Source organism: Niallia yueguangensis (assembly GCF_052663115.1).
Genome location: NZ_JBQTCX010000001.1, coordinates 319,214 through 330,234, shown reverse-complemented (window position 1 = coordinate 330,234; position 11,021 = coordinate 319,214). Strand labels below are relative to the sequence as shown.

The window sequence follows — 11,021 nt, the reverse complement described above, 5'->3', positions numbered from 1 at the left end:
AGGCAGTTGATATAACTGCCATTCCAGATGCAAAAGCAAAGCCTTTGTATTCATCTATTAATTGTGCGTTCACTACTTCTATTGCTTCTCTAGAAGTGTGTAAACTTCTACTATAATCATATTGCCAAATGAAACAATATCTTTCTGATGATAAATAGAGGCGTGTTGAATTGACATATTTACCACATCTGTTTCCGAATTCGAAATTATAATTATTAAGAAGCAGTTTTATTTCAAATGTATAATCATTTATTATTTAACCACTTTAGCTAAAGTAAATGCTTTATCTAGATCTTTAATTAAATCTTCTACATTTTCAATACCGACAGAAAAACGCAATAGTTTATTACAAACACCTGTTGCAATGCGTATGTCTTCTGGAATATCTGCATGTGTTTGGGTAGCAGGATAAGTGATAAAGCTTTCCGGGCCGCCTAAACTTTCAGCAAAAGAAATTAATTGTAAATTTTGTAAAAAAGGATTTACTAATTTTTCATCAATAACACGGAAAGAAATCATCCCGCCTCTGCCTGGATAAAGGACATCAATGACATTTTCCTGCTCTTTTAAATAGGAAACAAGTGCGTGTGCATTTTCTTCATGTTTTGCCATTCTAAGTGGCAATGTTTTCATCCCGCGCATTAACAGCCATGAATCAAATGGACTTAATACACCACCCGCAGCATTATGATGCATCGCAAGCTCATCAGATAATTCTTTTCCTTTAGCGACAATAAGTCCTGCAAGTACATCATTATGACCACCTAAATACTTCGTTGCACTGTGAATAACAATATCCGCTCCTAAAAGAATAGGCTGTTGAATAATTGGTGTATAGAACGTATTGTCCACAATCAATAATATGTTATTTTCCTTCGCTATTTTAGCTACTTCAGCAATATCTGTTTCTTCCATCAGTGGGTTTGTTGGAGTCTCAATAAAAATAGCTTTCGTATTAGCATTTATTTGTACACGAATTTCTTCTGAATTTGAAGTGTTGACGTACGAACATCGAAGACCCCATTTTTTAAAGCCTTGTTCTAATAAACGATAAGTTCCACCGTACAAGTCTTTTGAAAGAATCCATTCATCTCCGCTTTGAAACAGAGCAAGGACGGTTTGAATAGCAGCCATGCCGGAGCTGCATGCATATCCGCGATCTCCTTCTTCTAAATCAGCAATGACATTTTCTAATAGTTCCCTTGTTGGATTTCCAGTTCGGATATAATCATAACCGGTTGATTCACCAATTCCAGTATGACGGTAAGCAGTTGATAAGTATATAGGAGGATTTATCGTTCCTGTTGCATTATCACTTCTGTTACCAATTTGCGCCAACTTTGTTTCTGCTTTATACATGTAAAACACTCCTTCATAATCAATGATGTTTTTCTTTACAGAAATTGATCTTCAATATTATTAAATATTACAATTATAATTCTATTCTTAAGAGGCGAGGTTTTATATGTATCTGTGAATGATACTCATTACCCGAAGTAGCAACAAGTTTTTTTCCATAAAAAAGTCTTCTTCCTAAAGTAAGAAGAAGACTTGTGTTAGTTTATAAGGTCATTCTCCTTATCTGTCAAGTTTTTTAACTTGATGGAATTAGCACCTTTTCAGTTCGTGTGACTGAAGGTTGCTGAGGTGTCTTCGGGCCATTCCCTCAACCTCTCTCGATAAGAAATTATCTATGTAATTTTCTATAAATTTACTATACTTTGATAAGAATAGCAACCATTTTTTTAATGATTCTCTTTTTTTTAAAAGAAGGGAAAATTTGTACATAATAAGGTTGTTTAGAAAATGATGATGATGTCTTATGAGATAATTATGAGTTATGAAATAGTATTATGTCCGTTTTTACTGACTATATGGTGGTTATTGTTCTTCTGATAATTGCTGTACATTCACTTCCATCTCCTGATCCGGATTTGCTTTTGGATAGATTCTTGCTGTTTTCGCGTTTTCGTCAACATGTTGAATAATCACGCTTTCTCCCTGGTAACGAACATTTATGATATCTCCAGTGGTCATAATCTCAATGGCTCTTCCTATGTTCATGTTTTTGCCTCCTAATGAATTCTATCATTTATAATGTGTCATTTATTTCGATTTTATCCTTTATAAAAATATTCTCATGTAATTTTAACACTATTTTCATTTGTTTTTCTCGATAAGGTTTTAGAATGAAAAAAGACCATAGTTGTATTTATTTTTACAGTATTAATAACATCAGTAACAGGTTAATGGTATTTACCATTGAGATAATCGGAATCACAAGAAGGGTTTAGTAAAAATCTGGGGGAAGGGAGAAGTGAAAATTTGCTGAATATCGGCCAAATGAAGGGAGAGGGTCCAATTGTTGATGATTTTACGATATGTTGTGATTAGTTTTTTCTCTATTACGGCAGTTTCTTTATTAAGCTATCAGATGATCGCATTTACCCATGCTATAATGGATTTATGTTTTCATAAAAAAATGAAGTAACAATATACGAATCAGTGAGAGTGAAGTATGAGACGAATTTTGATTATTGAAGATGAAAAAAACTTAGCAAGATTTATTGAATTAGAATTATCATATGAAGGATACGAAGCCGCAGTTTGTTCAGACGGCAGAAATGGATTAAATAAAGCAATGACAGAAAATTGGGATATTATTTTATTAGACTTAATGCTTCCAGAATTAAATGGAATAGAAGTATGCCGGAGAATCAGGCAAGTAAAAGATACTCCAATCCTTATGATAACAGCAAGAGACAGTGTCCTTGATAAAGTTTCAGGACTAGACAGCGGAGCAGATGATTATTTAGTAAAGCCATTTGCAATAGAAGAGCTGTTAGCACGCTTACGAGCTTTGTTTCGGAGAGTGGGTGCCAACCCGTCTTCTCAAAAAATGACGATCCTCAACTTTAAAGATATCACGATAGAAGTGGAATCACATATTGCGAAAAAAGGGGATCATATCCTTTCCCTTACAAAACGAGAATATGACTTATTAAGCATGTTTATGAACAATATTAATATTGTGCTGACACGGGAGGTATTATTGAATAAAATTTGGGGATATGAATCAGAAGTGGAAACAAACGTAATCGATGTATATGTTCGTTATTTACGCAACAAACTTGATGCTACCGGTAAAGCAGTTTATATTGAAACCGTTCGTGGAATAGGATATGTAATGAGATGAACATCGTAAAAAAAATATCCCTTTTATCTTGGAAGTGGAAATTGACAGTATGGTTATCCGCTAGTATTTTTTTTACCTTTAGCATTTTTACTTTTTTTGAATACCATACGGTTTCTTCTTGGTTATTAAAACAAGAAGAAAATTCTGTGAAACAAACAATGAATGAGTTATTAAAAAACTTCCATTCTAGTTCAGGATCTCTTGCAAAGGAAGAAATTCAAGCTAGTGTGCCATTTATGGAAAAAATAAATACAAAAAATCAGCTAATACGGGTAACTGATCAAAAAGGAAATTTGATAGTATCTCAAATGAATGGTGATTTTCCTATAATAGAACCGAATCAACTACTTGGATATAAAAAAATCAGTTATTTCACAATCGGAAAACAACAATCATTGATTTACAGTCAATCTTTAAATGGGAAAGACTTTTCCGGCAAAGTAGAAATTATTCGGTTGTTGGATTCGTATGATTTAGTAAGGAAGCATTTAGCATTTGCAATGATGCTGTTTGCACTCACAACCATCCTTATAAGTGCTGGTATTGGTTATATTCTATCTTTACAATTATTAAAACCATTAAGCATTATTACAAAAACGATGAACAAAATTAAAAGTGCCGGTTTTAAAGAAAGAATCCCAGTGTATACACAAGAAGATGAAATTTCAGAGCTTTCCACTTTATTTAATGAAATGATGGATCGAATTGATGATACTTTTCAGCAGCAAAAACAGTTTATTGAAGATGCCTCACATGAATTGCGCACCCCGATCTCGATATTAGAAGGACATCTTTCCATGCTAAATCGATGGGGGAAAAAAAATCCAGATATATTAGAAGAATCACTGCAAGCTTCGGTAGAAGAAATAGCGAAATTAAAAAAACTAGTGCTTTCCTTATTAAATTTATCAAAACTTGATCATCCACGGAGCGGAAGTATGATTATGCCTGAAAACGTGGGAGAAATCATTCACCATACCGTCAAAGATTTTCATATGCTTTATAAAGATTTTCAGTTTATCGAAAAAATACAGTATACTAATTTATATGGAGTTACAGAGCAACATTTTCAACAAATTCTTACGATACTTTTAGATAATGCGGTTAAATATTCGCCCGTAAAAAAGGAAATTACGATTGAAACAATGGAACTGAGAAGAAAGTTTGTATTGAAGATAGCCGATAACGGGATTGGTATACCAAAACAAGATTTGCCGAAAGTATTTGATCGATTTTATCGAGTAGATAAAGCAAGAAGTAGAGAACAAGGTGGGACAGGTTTAGGACTTGCAATTGCCAGAAAAATAGTGGAATACTATGAAGGGGAAATTGTTATTGAAAGTCAAGAAGGAGTAGGCACAAAAGTTATTGTAACTTTCCTGAATAAATGAATAAACTACTTTTTACAAGGCTGATACACTCAGTCTTTTTTTGATGAAAAATACGATAAATCATGAAATGGAAACATTTTGTTTGCAATGTTTGTTAATCGTATTCGATTCTAGGATTTTTATTTTTTTGCTATGTATCCTGTAGTATAATAAGTGAATATTCTGATAGTCTATGATGATTAGTAATCATTCTAAACAAAAGTCTAGAATTTTTATTAAATTTTTAAATGTTTATTTTTTGAATTTGTACAAATTTAGTGTAAATTAGAAAATAAGGTAATAACCGATGAATTAAATTGTGGTGGAGGGGGTTCTTCATGGGAAAGCCAACTAACGGAATAAGCTCACGTCAACCAAAATTTTATGGGCCGAATCTTGGGCTTGCAATGGAATTATATGAAATGTATGAAAAAGATCCTTATTCAGTAGAAGATGATATACGACATCATTTTGATCTTTGGGGACCTCCATTGGAAAGGAAAGAAGACTCTTCTTCCTCTTTTAATAGTTCTAATCAAACTGTTCAAATGGAAAAGGTAATTGCGGCTGTTACACTTGTAAATAAAATAAGAGCATATGGCCATTTAGCAGCTGATATTTATCCGCTGAAAGATCAAAAACGAGAAGACGACATTTTTGAGCATTCTCATGTTCATTTATCAAAAGAAGATTTGGAAAATATACCAGCATCATTCATTTGTCCTGATGCACCACCAACAATTAAAAATGGTTATGAAGCAATCAATTATTTAAAAAAGGTATATTCAAACACAATTGCATTCGAGTTTTATCATGTGAATGACCTTCATGAAAAAAACTGGCTGCAAAATAAAGTAGAGTCAGGCAGTCTTCAATCACAATATGGGTTCTCTATGAAGAAAAAATTATTAAAAAGATTAATAGAAGTAGAAGAATTTGAGCATTTTTTACATAAAACATTTGTTGGACAAAAACGCTTTTCGATTGAAGGTTTAGATACAATGGTGCCGATACTAGACGAAATTATTTCTCAATCTGTGGTGAATGGCGCAAAAAATATAAATATCGGTATGGCTCATCGCGGCAGATTAAATGTATTGGCACATGTTTTAGAAAAACCGTATGAAATGATTTTTTCTGAATTCCAGCATGCGCCAAATAAACAATTAGTACCATCAGAAGGGTCAGTTGGAATCAGTTTTGGATGGACAGGAGATGTTAAATATCATTTAGGGTTAAACCGGCAATTAAAAAACAGCAGCACATCAACCGTTCGTTTATCACTTGCCAATAATCCGAGTCATTTAGAATTTGTTGGTTCTGTAGTGGAAGGTTTTACAAGAGCATCACAAGACGATCGGGGTAAAGCTGGTTTTCCGGTCGAAGATTCTAACTCTGCCCAGGCAATATTAATACATGGAGATGCTGCATTTCCGGGACAAGGAATTGTATCGGAAACATTAAATTTAACAGGATTAAAAGGATATCGAACGGGAGGAACCATACATATTATTGCTAATAATACAATTGGTTTTACTACTGATTCAATGGATTCCCGTTCTACAAGGTATGCAAGTGATTTAGCAAAAGGGTTTGAAATTCCAGTTATACATGTAAATGCTGATGATCCTGAAGCTTGTATAAAGGCTGCACTTTTAGCATGTGAATATCGCGCAACATTTAAAAAGGATTTTTTAATTGATTTAATTGGCTACAGAAGATATGGCCATAATGAAATGGATGAGCCAATGACTACTAATCCGTTAATGTATAAACTGATTCAACAACATCCAACTGTAACAAAATTGTATGAGCAGAAGTTAAGGAAGGAAGCTGTTTTTTCAGAACAAGAAGTGCAAGAAATAAAAACAGAGGTCCGCACGACATTACAAAAAGCTTATGAATTAGTGCCAAAGAAAAAAGAGGCACCTACAGTTAAGAATCCACCCAATTCGGTGGAGAAACTGCTTCCAGATATTCATACAGCGGTTCCTTTAGAAAGATTAAAACAAATAAACAAAGAGCTGCTTCATTTTCCGCCTTCGTTTCAAATTTTTGAAAAGCTAGGAAAAATTCTTAAAAGAAGAGAAAATGCCTTAGAAGCAGACGGCAAGATAGACTGGGGGCTGGCGGAAACTTTAGCATTTGCTAGTATTTTGCAAGATGGCACGCCGATTCGTTTATCCGGACAAGATTCACAAAGAGGTACATTTGCCCAAAGAAATATTATGCTGCATGATCATGTAACAGGAATGTCCTTTTCACCGTTACATGCTTTATCCTCTGCAAAGGCATCATTTGCCGTACATAACAGCCCGCTTTCTGAAGGATCAGTGTTAGGGTTTGAATACGGATATAATGTTTTTGCTCCTGAAACATTAGTACTTTGGGAGGCACAATATGGAGATTTTTCCAATGCTGCTCAAGTAATATTTGATCAATTTATTGCAGCGGGAAGAGCAAAATGGGGGCAAAAATCAGGAATGGTAATGCTGCTTCCACATGGTTACGAAGGGCAGGGACCAGAACACTCCAGCGGCAGGTTGGAGCGATTTTTAGCATTAGCTGCTGAAAATAACTGGACCGTTGCAAATTTATCTTCTTCCGCTCAGTATTTTCATATTTTACGCCGCCAAGCTGCAATTTTAAATATGGAAGAAGTCAGACCACTTGTACTGATGACACCAAAAAGTTTGCTAAGAAATGCAGATGTCGCATCAAATGGAAAGGAACTAAGTGAAGGAAGTTTTCAGTCTGTAATGGAGGAAGAGAATCTATTTAAAAATGTAAACGACGTGAAAAGAATCATATTGTCTACTGGTAAAATGGCGATCGATCTTCATCAAGCATTAAAAGTGCAACATAATATGCATCGATTCCACCTAGTAAGAGTGGAGGAAATCTATCCATTTCCAGAGAATAAATTAAAAGACATTTTTTCTCGTTTTCCACAAGTGAAAGAAGTGGTTTGGGTTCAGGAAGAGCCAAAAAATATGGGAGCATGGAGTTTTCTGGAGCCTCGATTGAAAAAAATTGTCCCTGCTTCTGTTTCTCTGCAATATTTTGGCAGACGGAGAAGATCTAGTCCTGCAGAAGGGGACCCAAATGTGCATCGTAAAGAACAAGCAAGAATCATTGAAGAAGCATTAACATGGAATGAACTGAGGGGGATGTTAAATGGCTGAAATTAAAGTACCAGAACTAGCTGAATCAATTACAGAAGGAACGGTAGCACAATGGTTAAAGAAAACGGGCGAATTTGTGGAAAAAGGGGAATATATTGTTGAATTAGAAACAGATAAAGTGAACGTGGAAATTATTTCAGAGGAAAGCGGTATCTTACAAGAGTTAAAAGCAAAGGAAGGTGATACGGTTTTAGTTGGTGAAACAATTGCCATCGTATCAAAAGATGCTTTGCAGGAAGAAAAAATGTCAACAGTGGAGGACTCTTCCGTAAATGAAGTGCAAGAACCAGAAGTGAAGCAGAATGAAACGCTTCCTTTATCATTAAATAAACCGATAGCTTCTCCTGCTGCACGAAAAATGGCTAGAAATAAAGGGATTGATTTAACGAATGTTCCTACAAGTGATCCACTAGGGAGACTTAGAGTACATGATGTAGAAAAATATGAACCAATAGCGAAGAAAGTCAAAGAACCTGTCATTGACTCTAATACTGCAGTAAATAGCGCCCCAATGGTTCTAGAGGATGAAAAAGAGGAAAAAGTGGAACGAATTCGGATGACGAGAAGAAGACAAACGATTGCGAACAGACTTTTAGAAGTACAGCAAAATACAGCGATGCTTACTACTTTTAATGAAGTGGATATGACGAATATTATGCAACTTAGAAATCGTAGAAAAGATCAATTTCAAAAAGAAAATGATGTGAAATTAGGCTTTATGTCTTTTTTTACAAAAGCGGTCGTTGCTTGCTTAAAAAAAGCGCCCTTATTAAATGCGGAAATACAAGGAGATCAAATCCTTTTAAAAAAATATTATGACATTGGCATTGCTGTTTCAACTGACGAAGGTTTAGTGGTTCCTGTTTTAAGAGACGCAGACCGTAAAAATTTTGCAGAAATTGAACAGGATATAATGGACTTTGCCAACAAAGCAAGAAATAATAAATTATCGTTAAGTGACCTTCAAGGAGGAACGTTTACGATTACAAATGGAGGCGTTTTTGGTTCCTTATTGTCGACTCCTATATTAAATGGACCACAAGTTGGAATACTGGGTATGCATAAAATTCAACTTCGCCCTGTTGCCATTGATGAAAAAAACATGGAAAATAGACCAATGATGTATGTTGCGTTATCCTATGATCATCGTATTATTGATGGCAAAGAAGCAGTAACATTTTTAGCTAGAATAAAAGCATTATTAGAAGATCCAGAATCATTATTATTTGAGGCGTAATAAGAAAAGCGCAAGCGCCCTTGCTCATCGACGGAAAAAGGTGAGTTCCACAGGATGTGGATCACACAATCGTTGCCACAGGACGTGGCGGTTTTAGATTGTGTACCTTACAGAGATAAAGGAAACACGAAGAGCGCAAGCGTCGATGTTGACTTATCGTAGACGAGGTGAGGGAAGCGTTGAAGTCGATAGGGCGCTGGAGCTAGACACTCGTCTAAGTTGAAAATTTTATACTTTCTTATCTTTGAACTAAAGCGGAAGCGCCTTGAACAGCTCTGAATATGGTCAGTTATTAAACCACAAAAATTTTATTCTTATACAAAAATAGCTGACTCCAAAAAATTCGAAAAAATCGACTTTTAGGAGTCAGCACTTGTTTGCGGCAAAACCGTTGTGTAAGAAAAAGATGGTGAAAGGAAAACAGTTATCATCAAAATAGTCTGTTTATCATCACCATCCATCCATATTTGACAACAAATTTAGCCTTTATTAGGTTTTAATCCACGACGTTTAATTTCATCCTTAAGTATAGAAACCCATTCCTTTTCATTTCCGGCCTTTAATGCATCACGATAAGAGAAGATTAACTGTTCATTACTCATAATTTTCATTTAGCATTCCTCCTTAAATAAAATGGATTGAATTTTCTAACAATTAAATCATAACCTATTTTTCACTCTATGAGAAGTGAAATATCAATAGGAAAAAAAAATAGGTAGTTTGTTACAACATATTTTCTTTGCTAAGAAAAAGGGATTAGAAGAAAAAGAAAGAAAAGTTATAGTATTGGCTACCGACTATCATTCACATTTAGGATGATCAAATTGAAAGGAGAAAGGTAATGTTATCAAAAGAAACAATTAATACAAAAAAACATGATATGTTTATAGAAATAACAGAAATAATACAAAAGGCAGTGATAAAGCATCAAGTAAAAGAAGGAGTTGCTTATGTGTATTGTCCGCATACAACTGCCGGGATCACCATAAATGAACATGCTGATCCAGATGTTGTTTCAGATATGATTCGTCGCTTTGATGAAATTTTTCCATGGGAGTTGGAAAAAGATCGTCATCTGGAAGGAAATACAGCTGCACATATGAAAGCAAGCACGGTGGGAGCTTCCCAGACGATATTAATTTCAAATGGAAAATTGCTGTTAGGAACGTGGCAAGGAATTTATTTTTGTGAATTTGACGGACCGCGGAACCGTCAGTATTATATAAAATTAATTCGAACTTAAGGATGATTAATATGGAAAAGTGGATAAATGTGTTTGTATACGGTTCATTAAGACAAGGGGAACAAAATCATTTTATGGTGCAGTAATATCGTTGTATCGCAAAAGAAGTTTGGGTTTATGGAAAGCTGTATGATGCAGGAGCAGGCTATCCTTTTCTTACATTAGATCAAGAAAAAAAAGTAGTTGGTGAAATATATGAAGTGCCGGTAGAAAAAATCAAGGAACTAGATGATTTTGAAGAGTTTATACCGGGAGCAATAGATAACATATACGAAAGAATGTTAATCGAGGTATACGGTGAAAATGCAAAATGGCATGCATATATTTATATTTGTAATCGGAAACAAATGCTAGTAGAAGAAATAGAACATGGAGATTGGAAATTAGTTGAAAGTAGCAAAAAGTTTTAGATTTAAGAAATGAAATCGGCCAGAACTGAAACATCGTTCATATTTTAAAAACAAGGTAAGAATTTCGAGAAGTTTGTTGCATCGCCCATTCCTTTCCTTATATACTAAGGTAGTATATAAGAAAGGGGCAAGAAAAAAATGATACATCAAAATTGGGAAAAAAAAGAAACGGTGAAAACGGTTAAATGTGTACATACGGATGCAAATAAATATATTGTTAATAGAGTTTTAACTGCGGGTCAAAATTATGAAGTAAAAAATGAAACAGAAGAATTTTATTTTATCATTGATAATTCAGGTAAAGTTGGCGGCTTCTACAAAGATTACTTTCAAGATATTTAACCAAAATGAAGGAAGAAAACAACTGTTTTCTTCCTTCA

The 11,021-nt window shown here is 34.5% G+C and carries 11 protein-coding genes and 1 riboswitch; of the genes, 8 read left to right on the top strand and 3 right to left on the bottom strand.

Going from position 1 to position 11,021, the window contains the following annotated elements; all coding sequences use genetic code 11:
* Nucleotides 1-252 precede the first annotated feature (252 nt).
* Nucleotides 253-1,359 (bottom strand): methionine biosynthesis PLP-dependent protein, encoded by a 1,107-nt coding sequence (locus ACTYA4_RS01570; protein WP_443479772.1) that lies wholly within the window; start codon nucleotides 1,357-1,359, stop codon nucleotides 253-255.
* A gap of 216 nt (nucleotides 1,360-1,575) precedes the next feature.
* Nucleotides 1,576-1,686, bottom strand: a riboswitch (SAM riboswitch).
* Nucleotides 1,687-1,881: 195 nt separating this feature from the next.
* Nucleotides 1,882-2,064 carry an H-type small acid-soluble spore protein gene (locus ACTYA4_RS01565; protein ID WP_443479771.1) on the bottom strand — a complete coding sequence of 61 codons (183 nt, stop codon included), beginning with the start codon at nucleotides 2,062-2,064 and terminating at the stop codon, nucleotides 1,882-1,884.
* 298 nt (nucleotides 2,065-2,362) lie between these two features.
* Between ACTYA4_RS01565 and ACTYA4_RS01560 the strand changes: the two genes are divergently transcribed.
* From ACTYA4_RS01560 to odhB, 5 genes are all read left to right on the top strand, one after another.
* On the top strand, nucleotides 2,363-2,491 hold the full coding sequence (locus ACTYA4_RS01560) for a hypothetical protein (protein ID WP_443479770.1): 129 nt from the start codon (nucleotides 2,363-2,365) through the stop codon (nucleotides 2,489-2,491).
* 27 nt (nucleotides 2,492-2,518) lie between these two features.
* The gene (locus ACTYA4_RS01555; RefSeq protein WP_443479769.1) at nucleotides 2,519-3,196 is read left to right on the top strand and encodes a response regulator transcription factor; all 678 of its coding nucleotides are present in this window, start codon (nucleotides 2,519-2,521) and stop codon (nucleotides 3,194-3,196) included.
* The gene (locus ACTYA4_RS01550) at nucleotides 3,193-4,587 is read left to right on the top strand and encodes a HAMP domain-containing sensor histidine kinase (RefSeq protein WP_445505414.1); all 1,395 of its coding nucleotides are present in this window, start codon (nucleotides 3,193-3,195) and stop codon (nucleotides 4,585-4,587) included. Before ACTYA4_RS01555 ends, ACTYA4_RS01550 begins: the two co-directional genes overlap by 4 nt.
* A 317-nt stretch (nucleotides 4,588-4,904) precedes the next feature.
* Entirely contained in the window at nucleotides 4,905-7,751 is a 2,847-nt protein-coding gene (sucA, locus tag ACTYA4_RS01545) for a 2-oxoglutarate dehydrogenase E1 component (protein WP_443479767.1), read from the top strand.
* The gene (odhB, locus tag ACTYA4_RS01540) at nucleotides 7,744-8,988 is read left to right on the top strand and encodes a 2-oxoglutarate dehydrogenase complex dihydrolipoyllysine-residue succinyltransferase (protein ID WP_443479766.1); all 1,245 of its coding nucleotides are present in this window, start codon (nucleotides 7,744-7,746) and stop codon (nucleotides 8,986-8,988) included. Before sucA ends, odhB begins: the two co-directional genes overlap by 8 nt.
* A 479-nt stretch (nucleotides 8,989-9,467) precedes the next feature.
* Here odhB and sda read toward each other — a convergent pair whose 3' ends face one another.
* Nucleotides 9,468-9,599, bottom strand: a complete 132-nt coding sequence (gene sda, locus ACTYA4_RS01535; RefSeq protein WP_443479765.1) for a sporulation histidine kinase inhibitor Sda — start codon at nucleotides 9,597-9,599, stop codon at nucleotides 9,468-9,470.
* Nucleotides 9,600-9,829: 230 nt separating this feature from the next.
* Here sda and ACTYA4_RS01530 point away from each other — a divergent pair, with 230 nt between their 5' ends.
* The 3 genes from ACTYA4_RS01530 to ACTYA4_RS01520 all read left to right on the top strand — a co-directional run bounded on the left by ACTYA4_RS01530 (nucleotide 9,830) and on the right by ACTYA4_RS01520 (nucleotide 10,983).
* The gene (locus ACTYA4_RS01530) at nucleotides 9,830-10,231 is read left to right on the top strand and encodes a secondary thiamine-phosphate synthase enzyme YjbQ (RefSeq protein WP_443479764.1); all 402 of its coding nucleotides are present in this window, start codon (nucleotides 9,830-9,832) and stop codon (nucleotides 10,229-10,231) included.
* A 95-nt stretch (nucleotides 10,232-10,326) separates the two neighbouring features.
* Nucleotides 10,327-10,641, top strand: coding sequence for a gamma-glutamylcyclotransferase family protein (locus ACTYA4_RS01525; RefSeq protein ID WP_443479807.1), 315 nt, complete (start codon nucleotides 10,327-10,329; stop codon nucleotides 10,639-10,641).
* Nucleotides 10,642-10,779: 138 nt separating this feature from the next.
* The gene (locus tag ACTYA4_RS01520; RefSeq protein WP_443479763.1) at nucleotides 10,780-10,983 is read left to right on the top strand and encodes a DUF6501 family protein; all 204 of its coding nucleotides are present in this window, start codon (nucleotides 10,780-10,782) and stop codon (nucleotides 10,981-10,983) included.
* Nucleotides 10,984-11,021: the final 38 nt, after the last annotated feature.